This window comes from Glaciecola sp. KUL10, from assembly GCF_003203515.1.
Classification (GTDB): Bacteria; Pseudomonadota; Gammaproteobacteria; order Enterobacterales; family Alteromonadaceae; genus Glaciecola.
Map to the genome: position 1 here is coordinate 167,504 of NZ_BGNG01000002.1, position 24,071 is coordinate 191,574.

The 24,071-nt window shown below is 41.6% G+C and carries 18 protein-coding genes; 15 read left to right on the forward strand and 3 right to left on the reverse strand.

Translation table 11 applies throughout. The annotated features are described in order from the left end of the window. Nucleotides 1-14: 14 nt before the first annotated feature. The 11 genes from KUL10_RS04630 (at nucleotide 15) to tldD (ending at nucleotide 16,358) form a co-directional block, all read left to right on the forward strand. Entirely contained in the window at nucleotides 15-875 is an 861-nt protein-coding gene (locus tag KUL10_RS04630) for a prepilin-type N-terminal cleavage/methylation domain-containing protein (RefSeq protein ID WP_158525315.1), read from the forward strand. Continuing rightward, nucleotides 859-1,299: a type II secretory pathway component gene (locus tag KUL10_RS04635; protein WP_110427740.1), complete on the forward strand. Its 441-nt coding sequence runs from the start codon at nucleotides 859-861 to the stop codon at nucleotides 1,297-1,299. Before KUL10_RS04630 ends, KUL10_RS04635 begins: the two co-directional genes overlap by 17 nt. 1 nt (nucleotide 1,300) lies before the next feature. Then, complete coding sequence (locus KUL10_RS04640) at nucleotides 1,301-1,987, forward strand: hypothetical protein (protein WP_110427741.1); 687 nt, start codon at nucleotides 1,301-1,303, stop codon at nucleotides 1,985-1,987. Between the two features lie 224 nt (nucleotides 1,988-2,211). After that, nucleotides 2,212-6,372 carry a LamG domain-containing protein gene (locus KUL10_RS04645; protein WP_158525316.1) on the forward strand — a complete coding sequence of 1,387 codons (4,161 nt, stop codon included), beginning with the start codon at nucleotides 2,212-2,214 and terminating at the stop codon, nucleotides 6,370-6,372. Nucleotides 6,373-6,503: 131 nt separating this feature from the next. Further along, nucleotides 6,504-7,547, forward strand: coding sequence for a rod shape-determining protein (locus tag KUL10_RS04650; protein WP_110427743.1), 1,044 nt, complete (start codon nucleotides 6,504-6,506; stop codon nucleotides 7,545-7,547). A gap of 27 nt (nucleotides 7,548-7,574) precedes the next feature. Beyond that, a complete protein-coding gene (mreC, locus tag KUL10_RS04655; RefSeq protein ID WP_110427744.1) occupies nucleotides 7,575-8,444 on the forward strand; it encodes a rod shape-determining protein MreC in 870 nt (289 codons plus the stop codon). Next, entirely contained in the window at nucleotides 8,441-8,923 is a 483-nt protein-coding gene (mreD, locus tag KUL10_RS04660; RefSeq protein WP_110427745.1) for a rod shape-determining protein MreD, read from the forward strand. Before mreC ends, mreD begins: the two co-directional genes overlap by 4 nt. 1 nt (nucleotide 8,924) lies before the next feature. Beyond that, nucleotides 8,925-9,515, forward strand: a complete 591-nt coding sequence (locus tag KUL10_RS04665; RefSeq protein ID WP_110427746.1) for a nucleoside triphosphate pyrophosphatase — start codon at nucleotides 8,925-8,927, stop codon at nucleotides 9,513-9,515. Then, on the forward strand, nucleotides 9,512-10,981 hold the full coding sequence (gene rng / locus KUL10_RS04670) for a ribonuclease G (protein WP_110427747.1): 1,470 nt from the start codon (nucleotides 9,512-9,514) through the stop codon (nucleotides 10,979-10,981). Before KUL10_RS04665 ends, rng begins: the two co-directional genes overlap by 4 nt. After that, nucleotides 10,978-14,814 (forward strand): YhdP family protein, encoded by a 3,837-nt coding sequence (locus tag KUL10_RS04675; RefSeq protein ID WP_110427748.1) that lies wholly within the window; start codon nucleotides 10,978-10,980, stop codon nucleotides 14,812-14,814. Before rng ends, KUL10_RS04675 begins: the two co-directional genes overlap by 4 nt. A 98-nt stretch (nucleotides 14,815-14,912) precedes the next feature. Next, nucleotides 14,913-16,358 (forward strand): metalloprotease TldD, encoded by a 1,446-nt coding sequence (gene tldD / locus KUL10_RS04680; protein ID WP_110427749.1) that lies wholly within the window; start codon nucleotides 14,913-14,915, stop codon nucleotides 16,356-16,358. Here the strand turns inward: tldD and KUL10_RS04685 are convergent. Both KUL10_RS04685 and KUL10_RS04690 read right to left on the reverse strand, forming a co-directional pair. Continuing rightward, the gene (locus tag KUL10_RS04685) at nucleotides 16,335-17,111 is read right to left on the reverse strand and encodes an MBL fold metallo-hydrolase (RefSeq protein WP_110427750.1); all 777 of its coding nucleotides are present in this window, start codon (nucleotides 17,109-17,111) and stop codon (nucleotides 16,335-16,337) included. The two genes, tldD and KUL10_RS04685, sit on opposite strands and share 24 nt — an antisense overlap. A gap of 101 nt (nucleotides 17,112-17,212) precedes the next feature. Then, nucleotides 17,213-17,497 carry a YebG family protein gene (locus KUL10_RS04690; RefSeq protein WP_110427751.1) on the reverse strand — a complete coding sequence of 95 codons (285 nt, stop codon included), beginning with the start codon at nucleotides 17,495-17,497 and terminating at the stop codon, nucleotides 17,213-17,215. Between the two features lie 145 nt (nucleotides 17,498-17,642). Here KUL10_RS04690 and KUL10_RS04695 point away from each other — a divergent pair, with 145 nt between their 5' ends. Together KUL10_RS04695 and KUL10_RS04700 are read left to right on the forward strand one after the other, a co-directional pair. Further along, entirely contained in the window at nucleotides 17,643-18,203 is a 561-nt protein-coding gene (locus tag KUL10_RS04695) for an HAD family hydrolase (protein WP_233499707.1), read from the forward strand. 169 nt (nucleotides 18,204-18,372) lie between these two features. Further along, on the forward strand, nucleotides 18,373-20,127 hold the full coding sequence (locus KUL10_RS04700; protein WP_110427752.1) for a helix-turn-helix domain-containing protein: 1,755 nt from the start codon (nucleotides 18,373-18,375) through the stop codon (nucleotides 20,125-20,127). Here KUL10_RS04700 and KUL10_RS04705 read toward each other — a convergent pair. Next, complete coding sequence (locus KUL10_RS04705; protein WP_110427753.1) at nucleotides 20,108-22,330, reverse strand: GspE/PulE family protein; 2,223 nt, start codon at nucleotides 22,328-22,330, stop codon at nucleotides 20,108-20,110. The genes KUL10_RS04700 and KUL10_RS04705 overlap by 20 nt on opposite strands. A 319-nt stretch (nucleotides 22,331-22,649) precedes the next feature. Here KUL10_RS04705 and KUL10_RS04710 point away from each other — a divergent pair, with 319 nt between their 5' ends. Both KUL10_RS04710 and rpsJ read left to right on the forward strand, forming a co-directional pair. Further along, nucleotides 22,650-23,357: a helix-turn-helix domain-containing protein gene (locus tag KUL10_RS04710; protein ID WP_110427754.1), complete on the forward strand. Its 708-nt coding sequence runs from the start codon at nucleotides 22,650-22,652 to the stop codon at nucleotides 23,355-23,357. A 393-nt stretch (nucleotides 23,358-23,750) separates the two neighbouring features. Then, nucleotides 23,751-24,062, forward strand: coding sequence for a 30S ribosomal protein S10 (gene rpsJ, locus KUL10_RS04715; protein ID WP_110427755.1), 312 nt, complete (start codon nucleotides 23,751-23,753; stop codon nucleotides 24,060-24,062). The last annotated feature ends 9 nt before the right edge of the window (nucleotides 24,063-24,071 follow it).

Below are 24,071 nucleotides of genomic sequence, written 5' to 3' on the forward strand. Positions count from 1 at the left end.
TGAGGCGAGCCCTTGTGAATTCAAACCAATCTCGCCAACACGGCCTTACACTGGTCGAGCTAGTGCTCGTCATCGTTGTATTAGGCGTGGTATCGATTTCACTAAGCGGCATCACTAAAAGCGGAGTCGATTTATTTGTGACTCAAAAAGATCGTGAGACCATGTTGAGAAGTGCTAGTTACGCCATCGAAAGGATGGTCAGAGAAGTCTCAAATGCGGTACCCAATAGTTTACGTGTTGATGGTAACACCTCAGTGCACTGCCTAGAGTTTGTGCCTATTGATTGGAGTACTTACTATCTTGACTTACCGCTATTGCCAAGTACTGATGAAACGCTGACAGTAGTGAAAACCTTTGATATTGATGAAAACATCTTTGTACCTACAAACAATACACATTACGCAGTGGTATACCCGACTCAGTCTGCTCATGTGTTTAATCAAAACCTTAATAGGCGTCGATTAATCAGCGCATGTTCTGATACCAATGATGGTGATTGTGCCACTGATGCGACAGCAGACCCCATTGCAGAATTAACCGTTGCGGGCGCCTTTGCTCAGTCTTCTCCTTCTCGTCGTGTCTATTTAAGCAAACAAAGCGTCAGCTTTTGTGTGAGAGGGGAAGCGCTATATCGACACACGGATACAATCAATTCAAACCAAACGCTCTACACCAGCGGCGGCACTTTAATGGCAAAAGGGGTAGTAAATACACTCGCCAATGATCCAGTGAATAACGCGGGAAGTGAAGATCCATTTCAAGTCGTTGCGTCTGACCTAAGGCGAAACTCCTTTGTGCAAATGCGTTTGACCTTCAGCGAAAATGACGAGTCACTAGGTGTTTCTCAGGAGGTGCACATTGCAAATACGCCTTAGAGAAAATCATAAAAACCAGCATGGAAGTATGCTTGTTATTGCAATGTTTATTTTAATTGTACTGTCATTTTTGGCCTTGTTTATGCTGCGCAGTAATCAACTTAATTCTCAAATTGTGATCAATGAGGTCTATGGTTTACGCGCAAAACTCGCCGCTCAGACAGGTATTCAAATGTTATTGTTAGAAGCTTTTCCACTAAATGCATCAGAGCAGGCATGTAATCAAACCATTTCAAGTCCGCTTGCCTATTCAAGTATTGAAGGCGTCAACGGGTGTTCGTTTGTTGCAAGGTGCACCACCACGAATATAGCCTTTAACACGCAAACCAATCAGTATTTTCAATTTTCTAGCACGGGGACCTGTGATATTGCTGGACAGGTAGTATCTAGGACGGTAGCGGTTGATGCAATGGTGAGTAATTAGTATGGCGGTCTTATTAAATACTATCAAATCTGGATTGTTACTTTTTTCGCTCTTAGTGGTGAGTTTGTTACAACAAAGCTTAGCCAATAACTGTTCTGGAGTATTTACTAGTGGCGTAACAAGTCACAGTGCCAGTGGCCAACTCAATTTTGTTGACTATGCTAGGGTAATAGACTCTGGAACCGTCCTTGATATTGGGATCGGAAATGGAACTTGGTCTCGAGACTGTAACACTGGTGCTTGTGTTTCTTCTGGAAATATCGGGGATGAGATCTCATTGCCTTCTTTCAATCGTTCATCTAGCTCGAGTTCTGTCAGTTTCCGCTCAAATTGGGGAGCGCAATCTGGTGTTCAGGGCGATTATGATCAAGTTACTATCGGCATGAATACCCAAGTAACCATCAACGCCAATGGTGGTCTAACTCGCATAAACAATTTAACGGTAGGGATGAACGCGAGATTGATTTTAGCTGAGGGCGATTACTGGATTAGCTCACTTGATATGGCGGCAAATACGCAGTTATATCCATTGAATAACGGCAAGATTCGTCTGTTTGTAGAAAATTACTCTGAATCTGGGAATAACGTTAAATTAAATGAGTACAGAAGCCCTGAAAACTTCATTATGGTGTCATACTCAGACCTCGAATTTAACAAAAATACCAATTCAAGCGGTTTTTTTATGTAGATGGTGATTTTACGACACAAGCAAATCGAAAGGTTACAGGGGCAGTAAGCGCAGAGAATATTACTATTGGTAGCAACGGTAATATCACGTTTTCTTCATCCGCACTAGCCAGCGTAGATTTTGGTGATTTGTGTCAATCCACCCCCTCTGCGCCTTCGCCTATCGCTCACTGGTCCATGGATATATGCGAAATCCCATTTTCTACCAAAAGAATTACTGATGATGTGAGCGCTCTTGAAATTCAAACCAACGAAGGCGTGTTAATCGAAGAGAGCGGTAAACTCTGTCAGTCTTTACGCCTAGATGGGCAGCAAGATATGTTGAGCATTGCACACGATAGTGATTTTGAATTAAACAAAGGCACGCTTTCGCTCTGGTTTAAGACCGATCAGTTGAACTTTAGCAATTCCCCTTGGTTATCGGAAATGGTGTTGTTTTCCAAAGATAGGAGTGGATTTAATACGGGGGGACACTTAAGAATATCGGTTAACTCAGGCGGCGCAATGCGTGTCCGGCATCAAACAACTAGCACAAGTTATGTGATTTCCTCATCGTCGCAGATAAGTGAAAACACATGGCACCATATTGCTTACACATGGGGTGATGGGGGCGGCAAGCTATATATCGATGGGAGCTTAGCAGCTTCAAATAGCAGTATCAGCGCAACACTGAGCGGAAACCAAGAGACGATTATCATTGGCGCCAATGCCGAAAGATATTCTTCAAGCAACGGAACGCTAGAATCACAATTACGTGATTTCTTTAAAGGAAGTATTGATGAGCTGAAATTATTTGATCAGGCGCTTACTGTTGAGCAGATCACCGCTGAATATAATGAAACAAGAACGGATTGCGTTAGCTGTGCCAGCAATACAGAGTTAATATCACATTGGGACTTAGACCTTTGTAATGTCTCAGGTGATGCAAACGAGGTAATCGATATTGTATCCGGTAACAATGGCAGCATTGTAAATGGTGTCAGTGCGTCAGAGTTTGGAAAGTTCTGTCAAGCATTTGAATTTGATGGTAATCAGTCTTACGTTCGTATCCCCCATGCTTCCAACATGGAGTTTGGAGCAGGTGCGATTTCGATGTGGGTCAATATTCCAGATCTAAGTCATACAAGTAATCCCCGAAACGATGGTAATGCCATCTTTTCAAAAGACAATACAGGTTACAATACTGGCGGACATCTGACTCTTAGGGTACTTGCAAATGGCGCATTGAGGGTTCGGCATCAATCCACTAACGATTCGGCGTTTTTTGAATCCTCTCAAGGGTTAATTACGGAAAACACTTGGCATCACATCGTTTACTCGTTTGGCAGCAACGGCATGAGGTTTTATGTTGATGGACTGCTAGTGAATGAAATGCAAACCACTAGAACGTTAAATGGCAATGAAGAAGTCATTGTCTTTGGCGCATCGGCCCGCATTGCCAGAAACAATGATGTTCAAACTAATCGCTTGTACGATTTTTTTAAGGGAAAGCTCGACGATATTAAGCTATACAAGAATCAGCCATCTAGCGCCGATATCGATTCTTGGTTCCGTCAGTCCAGTTATAACTGCACGAGTTGTGAAAGTGAGAGTGCTATTTTTACTTTTAGTGACAGCAGTTCAAGCAATGTTAATAATACGGGTAACTTATCTACTTCTGCGAGCCTAAGCAGCGATGCAAGAATTGAAGTGCCCGCGAACCCTAAATTCTGCGACGCTATGTTTGTGCCTGCAAATACAAGTACCAGTCAAAAAGCTGGATTGGATACGGGGGTTGATCTAAATGACTTTCCAGATACACAAGGCTCGATATCATTCTGGTATAAGGCGGAACAAGCTTGGAACGATGGTACATCACGTCAACTCTTTGATGCCAGTGAAGAGGCGAGCAGAGTTAATGGTGTCTATCAGAGTGATAAGCATTTCTTTTTAGTAAAAAAAGGCAATGGTTCACTTCGTTTTGGGATAGAAGACGCAGATGACTACAGCGCAATTGTTGATACTGGAAGCAATAGCTTTGCAGCTGATACTTGGGTGCATGTAAGCGTAACTTGGAACCTTGCAAATGATAACTACGTTATCTATATCAATGGTGTCGCTTCATCTTCAATATCTAGAAATTCAATATCGACCAACGAATACGGCAGGTTTCTGCCCATCTTGATAGGCGACAATACATCAAGCTACTTTGTAAATGATTCAAGTCGTAATTCTGCGAGTGGTTATTTTGATAATGTGATCATACGACACGTTGCTTTAAGTGATTCAGATGCATTATCTGCCTATCAAGAAAGTACAGCATGCGAGCAGGTACATCATTATGAGATTATTCATCCTAGCACAGCGCTCACTTGTGACGTTGCTGACGTTGAAATAAAAGCATGTGCAAACGCATCGTGTTCTCAATTATACAGTCAAGCAGTGACCTTAACACTGTCACCTAGCGCGGGTTGGAATGGCGCAAACCCAATCAGTTTTAGCGGAAGCACTACTACTTCGATTAGCAATGCAAGTGAGGCCAATGTCTCATTGTCTATTGTTAATCCCGATGCGTCGGTGACGTGTTCAAATGGTTGCGATATAGATTTTTCAGACGCTGGTTTTAGGTTCATTGATAGCGTCACTGGAAATATATTGTCTCAGCCACATACGCTCGTCGCCCAAACTAATATGAGTGGTATTGCTATTCAAGCGGTTAAAAACGATGCGGGGGTCTGCGCACCGGTTTTGAGTGGCTCACAAAGCGTCGATATTAGCTACACATGTGACGATAGTGGCGTTTATACATATTCGCCTGGGGTCTGTGTAAGCCCATTTGCTGGCGTGCCTGTATCTGGCGCTTCCACAAGTTCAGGTAGTATCAATATGACCTTCAACTCAAGTAGCACGGCAACGTTTGCTGGATATAGCTATGCAGATGTTGGGCGTCTACAAATTAGGGTCAGTAGCATTATCGACGGCGCTGACATTAGCGCGGCTGAACTTACATTACACTCTATTCCTGAAAGTTTAAGTGTCAATGCAACCACATCAAATCCAATAATAGCGGATGAGCCCTTCTCTTTTGAAGTTAGTGCGTTAGGCGCGTTAGGGGACGTCATGCCTAGTTATCAAGCCAATCAATTACAAACAGACTTTAGACGAATAGCGCCTACCCATACATCATCAAAGGAGGCAAATTTCACTATTCAAAACAGCGTGTCAGTGAGCAGCATCGATGAATCATCGTCAAGTTTTCAAACTTTAGGGGCAACCAGCTTCAGTTCGGGGCGGCTTAGTTCCTCACAGAGCAAAATAGATGAAGTTGGGAATTTCAGTGTCGCATTTAGAGATCAAGATTATTTAGGTAGTGAAATAAACTCCAATACATTAAGTTTTTCAAGGGTCATCCCTGCTTATTTTGATTTGAGTTTGGATGCTCCGATAAGTATTGCGGACCAATGTTCAAATACCTTTAGTTATATTGGACAAGCACTTGATTTTGAGACAACTCCCAATATCAATGTGACCGCGTATTCAGCCGATGGCAGTATTACTCAAAATTATTCTGATGATGATTGGCTATTGAGACCAAGTCAGTCGGTTTATAGCAGTGGCGTTTCGCTTGATGATCAAAGTGTATACTCTGGTAGTCTATCTGTTGTCGATGTTGGAACAGGCATGAGCCTGGCTGATTACACTGAGTTCACAGGCAAGGGGACCATGAGTTTTTCTAGCATGGAATTTGTATACGAAAAAATTGCCAATCCCAGCGGTGCAGATGCTTCACCTTTTGATGCAAATTTAAACCTTACTTTAGATAAATCGATTTTCACTGACAGTGATGGCGTATGTTATCAACCAGATTTTCCTAATGGTGGATGCGCAGACTTTGTAGTGAATGACATATCGGGCACGCAACTGCGATATGGTCGTCTTAATCTTATCAATACTTTTGGTCCAGAAAATGATTGGCTATTTATGCCGATTCAAGCCGAATATTTAGTCAATGGAACATGGCTGTTAAACAACGATGATAATTGTTCAAGTATTGCACTCTCACAACTAACGGGTGACCTTAGCGTTAGTCATGATAGTCAAAGTGAAACAAATATATCGACTCTGATTACCAATCTAAGTTCGACGGGTACACTCATGAATGGTTTATCGGACTCTTTAGATTTGAGACTTTCACCTCCCTCTATTGCGGGCGTAAGCGTTTCAGGCTCAGCGATCGTGACTTTAATACCTCAAAGCAACAGTGGCGCTTGGAATGACCATTTGAATATAGATTGGGATTTAGATGGTGATATTGACAATGCTGATGCACCCAGTGCAATAGCGACTTTTGGGATATTTAGAGGAAATGATCGAATAATCCATTGGCGCGAAGTTTTTAATGAGTAAAAACCTTTTTGATTACTTGCTCAAACCCTTATGCATTGGTAAAGTTACTAGATATCATCTAATTACCCAACATTGTGCGCTAGTCTTGCGTTATTGACGCACAAAAATAACAAGAACAATAAAGGCAATCCATGTTTAAAAAGCTTCGAGGTATGTTCTCAAACGACTTGTCCATCGATTTGGGAACTGCGAATACGCTTATCTATGTCAAAGATAATGGCATCGTCCTTAATGAACCTTCTGTAGTTGCTATACGCCAAGAGCGTGCCGGTGGGCCTAAAAGCGTCGCTGCGGTAGGCCATGAAGCTAAGCAAATGCTCGGGCGAACGCCAGGAAACATTAAAGCCATTCGTCCGATGAAAGATGGCGTTATTGCTGACTTTTATGTCACTGAAAAAATGCTTCAGCACTTCATTAAACAAGTGCACGACAACAATTTCTTGAGACCAAGCCCTCGCGTTTTAGTGTGTGTTCCTTGTGGTTCAACGCAAGTTGAACGCCGCGCAATACGAGAGTCAGCATTGGGTGCAGGTGCTCGCGAGGTATACCTTATAGATGAACCGATGGCTGCAGCAATAGGCTCAGGTTTGCCTGTTTCTGAAGCAACTGGTTCAATGGTTGTTGATATCGGTGGCGGAACTACTGAGGTTGCTATCATATCGTTGAACGGTGTGGTGTACTCTTCTTCTGTCAGAATTGGCGGTGACAAATTTGATGAGGCGATCATCAATTATATTCGCCGTAATTTTGGTTCACTAATTGGTGAAGCGACTGCCGAGCGGATCAAGCATGAAATCGGCGCAGCTTATCCAGGTGATGAAGTTAAAGAGATTGAAGTGCGCGGTAGAAACCTAGCTGAAGGTGTTCCGCGTGGATTCAACCTAAACAGCAATGAAATTCTTGAAGCCTTACAAGAGCCTCTTTCAGGTATTGTCAGTGCGGTTATGGTAGCACTTGAGCAGTCTCCACCTGAGCTTGCTTCAGATATCTCTGAACGTGGTATGGTGCTAACTGGCGGTGGTGCTTTACTGAAAGATTTAGACCGATTATTAATGGAAGAAACAGGTATTCCTGTGGTAATCGCTGATGATCCACTTACCTGTGTCGCGCGTGGAGGCGGCAAAGCCTTTGATATGATCGACATGCACGGCGGCGACTTATTTAGTTACGAATAGGCAACTTAATGTTGCCTTTTTTCTACTATGAATGAAGTTTTCTCACGCGGTCCTTCGTTATTTTCTCGCTTATTGATAGTGCTCGGACTGTCGATAGCATCAATGCTGATCGACACAAAAGTACAAAGCTTTGAAACGGCACGTACGTATTTAAATTCACTTGTAAGCCCACTCCAATATATTGCTAATTTGCCGGGTGCGATGCTCAACTGGAGTTCGCAGAATTTGACATCCAGGCAGCAACTTCTCGAAGACAATCAACGTTTGACCAGTGAAATAACACTCTTACAAGAGCAGCTTCAAAGGTTCGATATTCTTAAGCTCGAAAACGATAACTTGAGGCGTTTATTAGATGCACCCATTCGAGAAGGGATGCACAGAATGATTACTGAGTTGATGGCGGTAGATACCAATCCATATAGTCATCAAATTGTAGTCAATAAAGGCGCAATAGATGGGGTTTTTCTTGGTCAGTCAGTGTTAGATGAAAGCGGGATAGTCGGACAGGTCTCTGAAGTCAGTACAACCAATAGTCGCGTTCTACTCATCTCTGATGTGACCCATGCAATTCCAGTGAGAGTAAAACGCAATAATGCTCGCTTTATTGCCAACGGTGATGGAAATATCAATCGTATACAATTACAGCATGTTGCGCACAGTGCTGATATACAAGAAGGGGATATATTGGTGTCGTCTGGACTTGGTAAAGTATTTCCTGAAGGTTACCCCGTCGCTAAGATAACGTCTATTATCAGGGATGAAAGCCGTCCGTTTGCTCAAGTTGTTGCAGAGCCCATTGCAAAGCTAGATCGTCTTAAATACCTATTACTGTTGTGGCCAGCAGACCTCGCACCTGAAGGCGCAATCGCACCTAATGCTAGTGAGTTAAGTGAGTGAATAAATCATCTGGTAAGTTTTTAATTCCCATCACCATCATCGTAGGCTTTGTGCTACAAATCATGCCAATGCCAAGTGGTATAGACACTTACAGGCCTGATTGGCTCTTGTTGGTTTTGTGTTACTGGAGCATGGCCTTACCAAACCGCGTCGGCGTTGGTGTGACCGCGGTATGTGGGATAGTGTTAGATATTCTTTATGGCACGGCTCTAGGTGTTCATAGTTTTGCCATGGCGATACCAGTATTTTTAGTCGTCGCCAATTACCAGCGCCTACGCAACTATTCAGTTATTCAGCAAGCTATCATGATACTCGTACTGGGTAGTTTGTATCATATGATAATATTTTGGCTTCAATACTGGTTGACGGGAATTGAATTTAGGTTTGAGTACCTCTTTCCTGTATTTACATCCATTTTTATTTGGCCTTGGTTGTTTTGGTTACTTCGAAAACTAAGGCGCGCTTTCGGAGTAAGCTAATATGCCCGCTCAACAGCCTTTGATTCTCGCGTCCGCTTCTAGTCGACGCGTCGAACTCCTTTCCCATTTAGTTTGTAATTTTGATAAGATACCAGCAAACATAGATGAGACTATCTACGCTCATGAAACACCTTATGAATATGTTTCGCGTCTGGCCAAAGAAAAAGCTCGAAAAATATACGAAGTAAACACCCACGCAGCGGTGTTGGGCTCAGATACTATTGTTGTCATTGATGGGCTAATTTTAGGTAAACCTGAAAACATTCGAGATAGCAAAGAGATGTTAGATAAGCTATCTGGCCGGTGGCATAAAGTAATGACGGCTGTGAGCATTCATTATAAAGATGATGCGCAAGAAAATAAGGCGCTATCCTGTCTAGTGATAACAGATGTTGAATTTTGTCAGCTTACCGAAAGTGAAATAAGTGACTATTGGCAAACTCAAGAACCATGTGATAAAGCGGGCAGTTATGCGATTCAAGGCATTGGTGGCAAGTTTGTTAAACAAATAAAAGGCAGTTATAGCTCGGTAGTTGGATTGCCATTGGTTGAGACCAAAGAACTTTTAAAACAGATAGGAATAATAACTTGAGCGCAGAACTATTAATCAATGTCACTCCTTCAGAATCAAGAGTTGCTTTGATCGAAAATGGCATTCTGCAAGAAATTCACATTGAACGCCATGCCAAAAAGGGCATCGTTGGTAATATCTACCGCGGTAAAGTAAGTAGGGTTTTACCAGGAATGCAGGCGGCGTTTGTCGATATTGGTCTAGACAAAGCTGCTTTTCTCCATGCTTCTGATATTGCTATGCATGACGAGCTTGAAGGCGAAGTATCTGAATCTCCTATTGAGAAAAAAGACATTCGAGAGTTAGTCAGAGACGGTCAACATATTGTTGTACAAGTTGTTAAAGATCCAATCGGTACAAAAGGTGCACGACTAACAACCGACATCACTATTCCATCACGGTATTTGGTATTCATGCCAAGTGTTTCGCATGTGGGCGTATCTCAACGTATTGAGGACGAGGCAGAAAGAGAGCGCTTAAAAGAACTCGTTAATCAACTTAACAATGGTGAGCAAAGTGGTTTTATTCTTCGCACTGCTGCTGAGGGGGTGTCTGAAACCGAATTAAACCAAGATGCTGCTTTTTTACGTCGCTTGTGGGCAAAAATCCAAGAACGAATGAGTTCTAAAAGATCTAACGTGCTGTATTTGGATTTACCGCTCGCGAGGCGGGTGCTGAGAGACTTTGTTGGCACAGAGCTTGACCGCATTAGAATCGATTCAAAACTCACTTTTCAAGAGTTAGAACAATTTACCCAGGATTATGTTCCCGAATTAAGCTCTAAACTAGAGACCTACACGGGCGACCGTCCTATCTTTGACCTTTATGACGTTGAAAATGAAGCGCAACGTGCGCTTGAACGACGAGTCGATTTAAAATCCGGCGGCTATTTGATCATTGACCAAACTGAAGCGTTAACGACTGTCGATGTGAATACAGGAGCTTTTGTTGGGCACCGCAACTTAGAAGAGACAATATTTAACACCAATATCGAGGCAACAGTGGCGATCGCACGCCAGCTCAGGCTACGCAACTTAGGCGGCATGATTTTAATTGATTTCATCGACATGACTGAACCTGACCACCAAAGACGAGTCTTACATAGTCTAGAAGTCGCTATGAACAAAGACCGTGCTAAGTCTAATATCCATGGATTCACGGCTTTAGGGCTCGTAGAAATGACTCGAAAACGCACACGAGAAAGCCTAGAGCATGTGCTTTGTGGCGAATGTCCTGTTTGCAAAGGCCGAGGAAGCATTAAGACCATTGAAACTATTTGCTTTGAAATCATGCGAGAAATTGTCCGCGTAAATCGGGCCTATGATGCAGATAAATTTGTGGTTTACGCATCGAGTGTGGTTGCTGATGCGCTACTAGGTGAAGAATCACATATGCTAGCGGAGCTAGAGGTGTTTGTCGCTAAACAAATAAAGGTACAAACTGAATTGCTATATCACCAAGATAAATTTGACGTGGTCATGATGTGAATAAACTCACTAGTGTTGCCACACTGATCGTTCGAGCATTATGGTCAATGTTTGCCATAACGCTTGTCGTGTTTGCGATATTAGTCAGTGCAGTTCGCTATTCTTTACCCTACCTTAATGACCAAAAACATTACATCGAAGAGTATGTGTTCTCTCAGTACGGCGTACAATTATACATTGGCAGTATAGATGCAAAGTGGCAGGGAAGTGGCCCTCAACTTGTCCTTCAAAACGTCAGCCTTCCGCAAAGTGATGTGTCGCCAATCGAACTAAGTATTAAAGATATTTATGTACATATTGAGTTTTGGGAAAGTTTATTAAATCAACGACTAGTTTCTAAAAACTTTAATTTAGACGGACTAGCGTTGCGAGTTAACGTTCAACAAATTGAAGCCTCTGATAATGATTTTCCGATAATTGATGCACTTGAAGGCTTATTTTTAGAACAATTAAAAGTGTTCTCAGTGACCGATAGTACAGTTTCAATTGTTACGAAAAACACAAGTGAATCGGTGAACATTGAAAGCCTTTCTTGGTTAAACAAAGGTACTCGCCACCAAGGACAAGGCCGCCTTCAAATTGCTGAATTGGCAAATAATTCGGCTTATTTTGTCATTGATTTATACACCGTTTCAGAATCTATCAATGGGACAGTATATGCAAAGGCAGAAGCACTTGATATATCGCCTTGGTTCAATGAGTTCAGTCAACTGCAAAGCCAGTTAAAGGAAGGTCGCGGTAATTTTGAGGTATGGGGCCAAATTAAAGCGCGCCAGTTAACTAAAATCAACGGCAGTATTAAGCCAAGCCAATTTGTCTGGCAACAAGGTGAGGCGGAATTCAATAGCTCTATTGATGGCGGTACGTTTTCACTCATACCGAATAAGTCAGATTGGTTGTTTTCTGTAAATGCCTTGAAACTAAATGTATTGGGAAACAGCGTTTCAACTAGCGTTAATGGAAAGATAAGCGCTGATCAACAGGTAAGCCTAAGCTTAGGGAAGGTCACAGACATCGCACCTTTTATTGAGTTTGCAAGCCGATTGAACCCAAATACCGGTGATACGATTTTAAATATTGCGCCTACTGCTTCGCTTACCGCTTTTGATTTGCAGATCAATCCACAGCGCAATATTAGTATAAGTGCGAGTCTTGATGACATCTCATGGTTAGCGCATAACAAAATCCCCGGTGTAAATAAGCTAAGCGCTGACCTTTACTGGCATGACGATGTTTTAAATTTGGCAATAAGTGGAGAGAGTATTCAGTTAACTTCGACAAATATTTTTGACGAAGATCTTCTAATTGACAGGCTTGAAATACCAATAAAAGCCTTAAAACATAATGAAAGCTGGGAAATAAGTGCTGATGCTATTCAGCTTAGTAGTCAAACGCTTAACATTGAGAGTGGATTGCATTATACGGCGCGCTCTAATGAGCTTAGCGCGTTTGCGAGTATTCCTAGCTTGACTAATCAAGCCTTAAAAAAGTACCTACCGTCTAAAATACTTGGGCAAAAAGCCACCGGTTTTTTAACGAGAGCATTTAACGAGAATGGTCGTGTTGAGAGCGCAACGGCATTATGGCAGGGCGAGCTCGGTAACTTTCCTTTTGACAAAAATGATGGCGTATTTTTAGCTAATATGTCGCTGAAGGACTCTGACTTTGTATTCTCTAGTCAGTGGCCACAAATTACGAATATGGACATTGACCTTAATTTTGTCAATAACGATTTAATGATGGAGGCCAGCAAGGGGAATCTCGATAGTATCGCGTTATCCAATGTAAATGCACGCATTCCTGTACTATCCAAGTCGCGCGATTTGATTATTGAAGCGGATATTGCGGCGACCGGAACTCAGGTAAGTCGCCTGATGTTAAAAAGCAGCTTATCTGATTCATTGGGTAAATTATTGAGTGAAGATCTGATTATTGACAAGCAACTAGAGGCAAATTTAAGCCTTTATGTACCGCTTGATAGCCCAGCAGACACATCAGCCAGTGGTCGTGTTAAATTTAACGAGAACTCAGTTTTACTGTCAAAACTTGATTTGAAGCTAGAGTCACTCGAAGGAGAGCTGAGGTTTACTGACGATTCTGTTAAATTCAATGATATGGCCGCGTTCCTGTTTAAACAACCTATCACAATTGATTATAACAGCGCTGTATCAGACGAAGGTTATCGTTTAGACGCTATAATTGAAGGTAAATGGGATGTCGACAAAACGGCTCAATTGATAGCTCAACCACTAACAAAAGAATTGGATGGTGAAATAAATTGGAATGGTGTCGTTAATGCCACTATTCAAAAAGAGGCGTTTGACTACGCTGCAACCATATTTAGCTCACTAAAAGAGACGAACAGTAGCTTGCCCTTTCCCTTTGCGACTGAGCAAAACCAATCGTTACCCTTAAGGATTGTTTCTAGAGGAAATAACCAAGCCAGTAACCTATCAGTTTCTTTAGGTGATGACGTTCAATTTGACGGAATTTTACCTCATAAAGAAAAGCAATTTAGTCGCGCTCACCTCGCTTTAGGTAAAACTGATTTTATTGGTTTAGGGCTAGGTTTGAGTATCAGTGCCAACTTGCCGCAAATCGATGTATTGCCTTGGTACCAAACCATTGATGCCGTCATAAAGTCATCCACATCTTCAAAAAAACCTGTCTTCCCTCAACCATCTCGCTTATTTATTGAAACAGATACTTTGGTGATTGCTCAACAGCCTTTTAATGATGTTGATATGGTAGTTAAGAATGAAAATGGTAATTGGTTACTGGATCTAAATTCGGATGAAACCAAGGCCAACATAACGTTCTATCAAGAGTGGTTAGAACGAGGTATAAAAATAGAGGCGGACTTTTTACGAATAGATGAATTTGTAAAGTCTGATGGTCAGACAAAACGCGACTTTGAGCCACAAATCCTTCCCCCGATATACTTCACCTGTCGACAATGTGAAATTCTTTCTAATAAGTTGGGTGAAGTAAGGATAGAAACATTTCCAAATGATGACGGCATGCGAATCGACAAAATTTTCTTCAATGGTGAACATGGCGTGTTTGATGCTGATGGACAGTGGTATAAACGCAATGGTGACCACTACACCTTTATCAATGGAGATCTTGAGAGTAATGACTTTGGTGCATTCTTAAAGGATTTTAAATTTGATTCAGGAATTAAAGACTCGGAAGCGGACATCGATTTTGCGATCACTTGGAAAAATTCTCCGTTGGATTTCACATTTTCAGAACTAGATGGTGAATTGCAATGGAACTTAAGCGACGGCTATTTGACCGAGCTTAGCGATAAAGGTTCTCGTATTTTCACACTCTTGAGCTTAGAGTCGCTGGTCCGCAAGTTAAGTTTAGATTTCAGAGACGTTTTTGCTAAAGGTTTTTTCTATGACAATATGGAAGGAACGATTCAAATAACGCAAGGTAAGGCTGATACGCGTGATACTATTATTGACGGTGGCGCGGGCGAAATGACTATCTATGGCTATACTGATTTAGACAGTCGAGAGTTAAACTACAATGTTAGTTTTACGCCGAAAGTGACAGGTAATCTTCCTGTACTTATTTACTTTATGGTCAATCCACCAACCGCGATAGCTGCGTTAGCGCTTGATCAGGTACTAACCTCAACCAAAGTTATCTCAAACGTTAATTATTCAATTACCGGCACCTTAGATGAACCTATTTTGCTTGAGACTGGTCGAGACAGCACCGAAGTGGAGCTGCCTGCAAGGCGAGATATTCCTACTAATGATGAGCCTTTTATTCCGCCAACCGTAGACGATACTATAACTATAGAAGTCGACGATTCATAAATGTCCACTTGGGTAAGTTTAATTGGCTAAGTAGTGCTTTCAACGTACAATCAACCTCAACACATCGATTTGAATAAAATACCCCTAAGGAAATGATAGTGCCGCAAAATGTCGTGGATAATCTGTTGCAAACTTCAGGCCTTACACCGTCAATGCTATCGGGCATGATAGATGGAATATTGTCTTATAAAATTAATTTTGCTGACCTATATTTTCAATCAAGTCAGCATGAAAGCTGGGTAATGGAAGACGGTATCATAAAAGATGGAAGTTATAATATTGAACGGGGTGTCGGTGTACGCGCTATATCAGGAGAAAAAACAGGTTTTGCTTATTCAGATGAAATATCAAAGGAAGCACTTGAAAAAGCATGTCGAGCTGCTAGAGGCATTTCTGTTGATGGTCGAGCGTTAAAAGTCGCAGGATTTAAGACAGCTTCGCATGTTGACACGGTTTATTCCCCGTCAAATCCAATTGCGAGCATGAAAGATCAAGATAAAATTGAGCTTTTAAAAGCAGTCGATGCCTATATCCGCGAGCAAGCACCTGATGTTTCACAAATTATGGTCAGCCTGACGGGCGTATATGAAGAGGTCTTAGTCGCCGCCAGTGATGGCACCTTCGCAAGTGATATTCGTCCATTAATAAGGCTCAACTGCTCAGTATTACTTGAATCGAATGGAAAACGTGAACGCGGAAGCTCTGGCGCGGGAGGAAGAAGAAGCTATGATTTCTTTTATTCAACTTCGTCTGATAAACCGCTTTATAAAGTCATTGCCGACGATGCTTTACATATGGCAAGAGTAAATCTCAAAGCAGTAAATGCGCCAGCAGGACTGATGCCAGTAGTGTTGGGGAATGGTTGGCCGGGTGTATTGTTACACGAAGCAGTTGGACATGGTTTGGAAGGCGACTTTAACAGAAAAGGTGCATCGACATTCAGTGGTCGCATCGGCGAGCAGGTAGCTGCTAAAGGTGTTACCGTGATTGACAATGGTACGATGCCTGATAGACGAGGTTCATTAACGATTGACGATGAAGGTACACCAACACAAGAAAATATCTTAATCGAAGATGGTGTTTTAAAAGGCTACATGCAAGACAAACAAAACGCAGAGTTGATGGGTGTAAAACCTACAGGAAATGGCAGACGTGAGTCTTATGCACATCTACCCATGCCAAGGATGACTAATACTTATATGCTTGGTGGTCAACATTCTCAACAAGATATCATCGCGACGGTCGAAAAAGGTGTGTTTGCACCAAACTTTGGTGGTGGGCAGGTCGATATCACATCAGGAAAGTTTGTATTTTCAACATCTGAAGCATATTTAATTGAAAACGGCAAGGTAACGACGCCGATAAAAGGAGCAACGCTGATTGGTAATGGACCAGAAGTTATGCAAAAGATTTCAATGATAGGAAACGACTTATCTATTGATAATGGTATTGGTGTGTGTGGTAAAGACGGTCAATCTGTTCCAGTCGGTGTAGGGCAGCCTACCTTAAAAGTTGATGAGCTAACCGTTGGTGGAACGGCCTAATACTCCAATACCCGCAAGCGTTCGCTTTACTTTACCCTTAAACGCTAGCCAACTGGTTTTCGGCCTTACAGGTGCAATTTTCACTAGTCTATCAATGTCAATTGCATCGCTACTTAGCTTATTTACATGCGCCATCAGGTAATACTTGCAATTAAGCGTTTTCAACTTTTCTAGTGATTGCTTATAAAGAATGGGGTAGTGAACTGGAAAGGGCGGTGTCAGTTGCCCTTTTACTTGAACAATCAAGTCAGCAACGTATACATGCCCTGACGTTTCATGAAAAACAGAGATATCTCTGTCAGTATGCCCAGGCGTGGAGACGATAACCCAATCTTCAAACCCTGGGATGTTCTCTTTATCTTTTAACATAAGGTCTGATGTTAATGAGGGTGGAAACCAAATAAACCGACGTTTCTTGCCCATTCGTCCGGCAACCCAAGAGGCTAATCCGATATCTACTAAATGAGCCAGCTTACCTTTAACACCGTGGTACCATTGACGCGTAAACTCTCCGCTGATAATTTGACACGACGTCGCTCTTTTCAGTGCAACTGCGCAGCCAGCGTGGTCAGGGTGCATATGAGTAACAATAACTGTATTTAAGTCTGTAAAAGGCCGTTTAAGCTCAGTTTCGAAATACTGATTCAATACGTCAAAATCCGCGATACTGCACCCATCTAGCAGTAAGCAACCGTGCTGGTATTCGACCAAATGAATGTTTTGAATATAGCCCTTTATAGTATGTATCTTCATATTAGTAGGTTGTTGATAGCTTCAACTCATCGTACCACATGAATGATTTTGAAATCGACTATAACACTTCGTCTGTGTGCATCAGATGTAAAGTAGAGAGTTTAAGCCTGTTTGATATCTACTATGTCTGCTTTTTCCTGAGCCAGCATTTCTCCAGCTTCTGCGCCTTTGAATATCTTAAGTACCGATTCCTTATTTTTCGATAAAAGAATAGTTAACTCTTCCGCAAGTTCCTCAGAAAGATCAACACCCTTGCCGCAGATGTATGCATTTAGGTTGTCCGCGACCTCTAGCATTTTGTCGTATTTATCAGCTTCTTTTTTGTCAGTCGTAACCAATTTATCGACTCCTTTGTGCTTAACCACATATTGAGTGATGACAGCCATTGTTTTCTCCCGTTTTCGACGAACTCTTAATATACATTAATCACTGTATAAATAAACAGTTTTTCGATGGGGTATATAAGTGTTTGGTCTCAACACATTCATTTACCGTATAATTTTCCTTTGATTACATGGACTAGGAGATAACTTGTTTCCAATTTATAGCATTAGGGGCGTAATCTTTGATTTGGATGATACGTTAGTACATACCAATCTTGATTTTGGGAAAATAAAATCTGCTATTTCATGTCCACCAGATCAAGATATTTTAAGCTTTGTAGCATCTATCCCAAATAAGTTAGAACGTGAGCATGCACATAGTGTCATTTTGGCTCACGAACTTGATGACGCGCACACCTCTGTTTGGATAAAGGGGGCTAGAGACTTTGTAATACGCCTTCAGAAACAAGGTATTCCATGCGCCATTGTCACCCGAAATTGTCGGCAAGCAACTGAGATTAAAATTAAAAAAAATAGTATCCCAATTGACCTAATTATTACACGAGAAGATGCTCCAGCTAAGCCAGATCCAAGTGCACTAAATGATATAAATGCAAAGTGGCAGTTTGCTTCTCATGAGGTCGCCTATATCGGTGATTATAAATACGATATTCAGGCTGCTCACAACGCGAATATGCAGGCTTGGTTGTTTTCCCATGACCCTCACAAAACTGACTTCGAAGACATGCTGCAATTGATAGAAAAATAGATGGCAAGCTATGTTGCTAATTTCATTGCGCTTTCGAAATAATTATTCGAAATTTCCTAATAATTATTGCAAAAAATAGACTTTAGTTGTACTTTTGTTCTGGTCGTACCACTTGAGGTGGGTAATTCTTTGCCAGATATTTAGATGTAGGCAGTAGTAGGGGAATAACTTGGTTTATACGGATGTAAGTGCTGAACTCTCTTTGGCGTTTTTTGAAAGTCATCAATATCACTCTTTCACTGAGTGCTCAGTAACAGGCCTATTACTATTTATTGGTATTTTATTCCTTAGTAGCATAGCGTTTTTTGCCCGACACTTAAAAATCAACTCACAAGCTGTTGTTAATGCGCTTGAGCTTGAAAAACGAGAGCTATTAGTAGCACTAGCTCAGCAGCATCTACAGGTTTCAAATTGTGCAAACCGTATACAATCTATTATAAACGACACGAATGAGGGCCTAGCGCAAGCTCATGATGAAACTTCGTGGATAGAACAAAAAGATTCATTGGTTTTTCAGTCTTCTACATTAAAGGCCGTTACTAACAAGTTGGTTTCACTGGATCTTAAGCGTTTTGCTGGTCCTCAAAGCACCTATCAGACAAACACTGCTGATGTGCTCGATAAATGTGCAAAGCTATTTGCCTCGTTTTGCCGAGTGAACGATCAAAAATTGGTGATAAATAGCACAACTGAGGCTGTTGTAGAGCTTCCAGCAAAACTGTTAGAAAAACTGATAAACCGCTTAGTTATTATCTCAATTCAACATTCAAGAGATGATGAGCCGGTTGTTGTAAACGCAAGCAGCGATGCGTCGGGTTTTTATTTATGTATCGAGGATTTTGGACAAGGTATTCCCTTTCATCGACAAAGAAATATTGCGTTGAATGCGAGTATAAAGACGCTTTCAGCAGATTTGGATAAATATATAAATGGGACAGACTTACTTAGCCTCGAAGATATTACCAGTATTTGTAAACATTTCGGTGGTTCCTTTGATCTCGTGAGTGCGGTTAACTATTCAACTCGAAGCTATTTATATTTTCCGGTTTGTAATCTTGATGCAAGTTCGAATATCAATAAACAACAGTCTCTAAATTTTGAGCTAAGTAATGATACCGCTGAATTACACCCAAAGTATGAAGTTGAACCACCGGTGTCACTTAAACCAAAAATTATGATTTTAGCCTCAGATCGAGCCATCGCGTTAAGGCTTCAAGAAACCCTTGGAAGCGATTTACTGTGCGATTCTTTTTTGAACATAGAATCAGTCATTGCTAGCTATTCAAAATCTGAAGCATCAGCGATAATCATCGAACATGGATTTTGTGGTTTAAGCGCAATAGAGGTCTTACATTTACTCGACCGCATTAAAGTACCTCAGACCTATCATAGGCCAAGCTCGTTAGTGTTACTCAATTCTCCCGATACTCAGTCTAGGCTAAGCCTGCTGAGACGGGGTGTCAGTGATGTTGTTCAATCTCCGTATAGTATGGATGAAATAAAACTTGTGCTAAAAAACGCAATTAAGGAACGTGCTGACGATTCAACTTCAGTTGGGGAAAGTAAGGTAGAGTACTCAGTGAATAATGCTACCGATTCCGAATTCATGGAAAGGTTTGCGAGTATTATAAACGAACAGTATTCGGACCCGGATTTTAGTCGCGAAAAGGTGGCTAAGCAAATGTTTGTTGAGACGAGAACCCTTTCACGGAAACTGAATGTTTACTCTGGCATTAGCTTTGGAGAGCACCTCAAAAAGGTGCGATTAGAAAATGCAAAACTTTCAATTTTATCTGGCGCGCAAGTATCGGAAGCTTGCTATGAGGTCGGCTTCAATAATTTGTCTCATTTTAGCACCGCTTTCAAAAAGGAATATGGTTTTGCGCCCTCTAAACTCGTCGATGTTAGCCGTGTCCGCCAATAATTTGTACCTGCGAAATATCGGTGTCGCCTTTCAAAGCTTTTAAAATAGCATCTTGAGTAAGTGTACGCATGCCATCTAACATACACTGAGCTTTCATCTCTGAGACTGACGTTTCTTTGTATACTAAGCTTCTTAAATCGGGTGTCATGGTGAGTAGTTCATGTACACCTGTTCTTCCTTTATAGCCGGTATCACCGCACTCTTCGCATCCTTTCCCTCTATGTAGAGTAAGTGGTTCATCTAAGGTAAAATCTGATAAATACGCTTCGCCATAATTGCGTTTAATAAAGCTAATTTCTTTTTCACTGGCTACGTAAGGCTCCTTGCAATTAGCACATATTGTTCTGATTAAACGCTGAGCCAAGATGCCTACACACGCATCTGAAAAATTCACTGGGTCTAAACCCAAATCCAGCAGACGAGTAATCGTTTCTGGTGCAGAGTTAGTATGCAAGGTTGAAAGCACTAGATGTCCGGTTAAGGAAGCTTCAATGCCAGCATGTGCCGTTTCTTTATCGCGCATTTCACCAATCAAGATGATGTCTGGGTCAGCTCGCAAAAATGCGCGCAAAGCTTTTGCAAAGGTAAAGTCAATCTTGGGGCTTACTTGAACTTGTTGTAGTCCAGGTTGCGTTATTTCGACGGGATCTTCAGCTGTCCAAATCTTTTTATCGGGTGTGTTTAGATATCCTAGTATCGCATGTAGTGTTGTCGTCTTTCCTGAGCCGGTTGGACCTACTACCAGCAGAATACCGTGGGGTTTTTTAATCATCGTTTCAAGCATGTCCATATTGCGTTCTGAAAGATTCATCTTGCCAATGGGCATTGCACCTCCAGTGGCTAAGATACGCATCACAACACCTTCACCAGCAACCGTAGGAATTGTTGCGACCCTCACTTCTACAGGCTGACCGGACATACGAAAGGTTAACTTTCCATCTTGCGGAACTCGTTTTTCAGCAATATTTAAGCTTGCCATGATTTTAATGCGAGCAATCACAGCGTTGTGGTGTGAAGCAGGAACTTGATTAATATCCCTTACAACACCATCAACTCTCATTCGAACTCGAGTAGGAGCGCCTTTTTCTGGATCAATATGAATATCTGATGCGTTGAGGCGTTTTGCATCGTGAAGTATTCGGCTGACCAAGCGCACAACAGCTGGTGCATCGTCAGATAATTCATCGACCTGGTCATCATCATCTTCACCTGCAGAACCTATTTCATCTAATATTTCATCAAGGTCACCTGGGCCAGAACCGCCGACACTTTCACCTAAATATTGCAAAATTTGGGTTGGGAGCGATACGGCTATATCGTAACTGTGAATACCGATAACGCTCTCAATTTCCATCAGCAAACCGGCATTGTTAGGTTCTGCCATAAGGATGATTGGTGCATCGCTCGCATCTGCTACAATGGCAACGTGATTTCTTTTTAAATAAGATAAGTTTAGTTTACTGTCATGCTGGAATAAATGATATTTGTCGGGTAAGTAACTAATATACGGGACTTGATAATGAATCGATATTGCATTGCCAATATCTTGCTCAGAGATACGTTGCTCAGACATTAAACGTTGGATGATTTGCTTTGTGGTTGCGTTATTCTCAGATAGTTCATCGATGGTTTTTTGATTAACTAGTCCACGATGAACAAGATAATCAAACTGGTGTTTAGTTCCGCCTAGTTCATACCTAAATTTGTCACCTAGCAGCCTGGCAACTTCGCCACCTAACTCAAGATCTGATTGAGAAAAGTCACCATCGGTTTTGTTTATAATCTGCATAACACCCATCAGCACGTCTGCATTCATAACCGGTATGCACAAAATATTTTGGGTTTTGAAACTGCTGCTTTTGTCAAATTGGTCCGCAAATCGCAGTCTTGGGTGAATTTCAGAAAGCTCGCTTGGATCATAGGGATCTGAAATATTGATAGGTCTTTGTGCTAAAGCAACATAGCCCGCAATAGATAAGGGACTGATAGGGACTTTAATTTGTTTCGTTTCTTTGCCCGTCTTGAATCGAGCCACTAGATCCTGATGTTGGCGTCTGCGCTGAAATAAACTCATTCGTTGGGCACCAAACAACTCAAGGATAACGGGCTCAACTTGATGAAACGCGTCTATCAATGTTGGATAAGTTTCTAATTGGCTCTTTAAATTATCCAAAGCTGGTTTGTACTGCGGACTATCCAACATCTACGTAAATTATCCTTATAAGTGTGACTACTTGGTTAATATTAGTTTAATCATGGTGCATTGAGGTTAACATTGATCCTAATACCAGTCTTGTCTCTCAATCTTTTGCCTATATCCCCTATATCAGCTTTATATCGGCAAACATGCGAGAAAATGTAATCAACGAATATCTCAATGAAACAATTTGACAAAAGTGATCACAATTCTTAATAGGTCGTGAATATTCAAGCTTATTCATCTAGTATTCCCCTCACGACTTGCCAAGAATGTTTAGCTCTACCAACGCGTTAAGCGCCAAAACAGATAACAAGGATCACATATGAAATTTGGAGACTATTTACGTAAATGCAGAGAGGCAATTTCACTCACTCAGCCTGAAGCTGCAAAAAAGATTGAAATCGAGCAATCGTATTTGTCAAAACTGGAGACAGGTAAGTCGTATCCCTCTGACGATATTTACAAGCGCTTAGTGGACGCATATAAAATTAATACTCAAGAATTATATGAGTTAGTGGATTCAGCGGAACTAGAAAAGCTTAAAACAGTTCGGGAGGTTCAAGATGCAATACTCCGGCAAGAAAAACAGCAAGTAAAGCATGTAAGGAGCTGGCTTGTCGCAGGTCTCGCATTATTGATATTGGGGGGAGCCTCACTTGGACATGCGCTGATTCCAAGTGAACAGGCTGTATTATACTTATATCGTTCACAAGCCGAGTTGCTGCCTGATGAACCTTTGGAAACCTTTAGTATCCTCAATAAAGATTACCAAGAGCGTCCCGAGTGGGCTGATCGGATTGCACGACAAAAAGCATTGCTTCCTAGAGTTCATCAACTTGAACATACCAGCTACCAAGATCGCGGTAACTCTTTTGTAAAGAAAACCCTAAACGGCAGACGCTTTTACGAAAAAGTCTCGGCAAAAGAAGTAAATCGATATACTGGCCACAAATGGTTTTTAATCCCAGCCATTGGTTTCTTGTTTGGCGCGCTGGGTTGTTTTTATATCAGCAGAAAATGGCGTTATTGAGGCTTTTCCATTTATTGCTTCCTTTCATAGCACGCTAGATTTGTTAAACACGTGCAACTTTAATGCTTTTGAAACTGATTAAAGCTTGCACATGTCCCAAACATCTGTATAATTCGCGCCCACTGTCTTGATAGATACTTATTAAAGACATTCGTTAACGGGCTGTTTAACTAGGTCAATAAGCTTACGCTTCTTTAGTTACGCACCAGTTCAAGCGCTTCACAAAAGCAAACGCTTAATGAAGTTTTGGAACACGTTAGCATATGAACAGGACCTCAATTGTAGGTCAATGGTTTACGCACATCTTTTCATCCGTGCCTGTTTTGTTTTTTACAAAGGGTATAAAGGAGTGAAAAGGTGATTTATTTTGTTCTTTCGATTGGAGCTTAATCGATGCCAAATCAAAGAATTCGTATTCGTTTAAAAGCGTTTGATCACAAGTTGATCGATCAGTCTACAGGCGAAATCGTAGAAACCGCTAAGCGCACTGGTGCACAAGTATCGGGTCCTATCCCTTTACCAACACGCAAAGAGCGTTACACGGTTCTAGTTTCTCCGCACGTCAATAAAGACGCACGTGATCAATACGAAATCCGCACACACAAACGTTTAGTAGATATCATTGAGCCAACTGATAAAACAGTTGACGCACTAATGAGATTGGACTTGGCTGCCGGCGTTGATGTTCAAATCAGCCTGGGCTAACAAGAGAGG

Excerpts from the sequence above, each read along its gene's own strand:
- KUL10_RS04640 (WP_110427741.1), top strand. The coding sequence starts at position 1,301 with ATGGCGGTCTTATTAAATACTATCAAATCTGGATTGTTACTTTTTTCG.
- KUL10_RS04650 (WP_110427743.1), top strand. The coding sequence starts at position 6,504 with ATGTTTAAAAAGCTTCGAGGTATGTTCTCAAACGACTTGTCCATCGAT.
- mreC (WP_110427744.1), top strand. The coding sequence starts at position 7,575 with ATGAATGAAGTTTTCTCACGCGGTCCTTCGTTATTTTCTCGCTTATTG.
- KUL10_RS04665 (WP_110427746.1), top strand. The coding sequence starts at position 8,925 with ATGCCCGCTCAACAGCCTTTGATTCTCGCGTCCGCTTCTAGTCGACGC.
- KUL10_RS04685 (WP_110427750.1), bottom strand. The coding sequence starts at position 17,111 with ATGAAGATACATACTATAAAGGGCTATATTCAAAACATTCATTTGGTC.
- KUL10_RS04690 (WP_110427751.1), bottom strand. The coding sequence starts at position 17,497 with ATGGCTGTCATCACTCAATATGTGGTTAAGCACAAAGGAGTCGATAAA.
- KUL10_RS04705 (WP_110427753.1), bottom strand. The coding sequence starts at position 22,330 with ATGTTGGATAGTCCGCAGTACAAACCAGCTTTGGATAATTTAAAGAGC.
- KUL10_RS04710 (WP_110427754.1), top strand. The coding sequence starts at position 22,650 with ATGAAATTTGGAGACTATTTACGTAAATGCAGAGAGGCAATTTCACTC.
- rpsJ (WP_110427755.1), top strand. The coding sequence starts at position 23,751 with ATGCCAAATCAAAGAATTCGTATTCGTTTAAAAGCGTTTGATCACAAG.